Annotated in this window: 1 protein-coding gene; it reads right to left on the bottom strand. The window is 36.8% G+C overall.

Annotated elements, in window-relative coordinates; all coding sequences use genetic code 11:
- A partial coding sequence (locus tag ACE01P_RS24465) for an AMP-binding protein (RefSeq protein WP_379701675.1) occupies positions 1-277 on the bottom strand: 277 nt, incomplete at both ends.

The following is a 277-nucleotide window of genomic DNA, read 5'->3' as shown; positions in this document are numbered from 1 at the left end:
GAAGCGTCAAAAGACAACGAGGCGAATTGCAGGCTGTTCTTGCATTCATGAAGTTTAAATAAATCTATTTGGGATAATATTGTATTTAAAACGCCTGAATGCTCCACCATTACCCCTTTAGGATTGCCTGTCGTTCCTGATGTATAAATGACGTAGGCTAAATCACCCGTTTCTAAAGCAGTCTCTGGATTATTAACAACTGCTGACGGATCAAATTCTACATCAATAGAAAAAACATTTCCTTCGTAAAAATCCAAATCAAGGATAAAAGAAGTCT

The organism is Flavobacterium sp. HJSW_4, assembly GCF_042436695.1.
Lineage (GTDB): Bacteria > Bacteroidota > Bacteroidia > Flavobacteriales > Flavobacteriaceae > Flavobacterium.
Note: the sequence above shows the minus strand (reverse complement) of the source record. Positions and strands in the feature narration are given on the sequence as shown.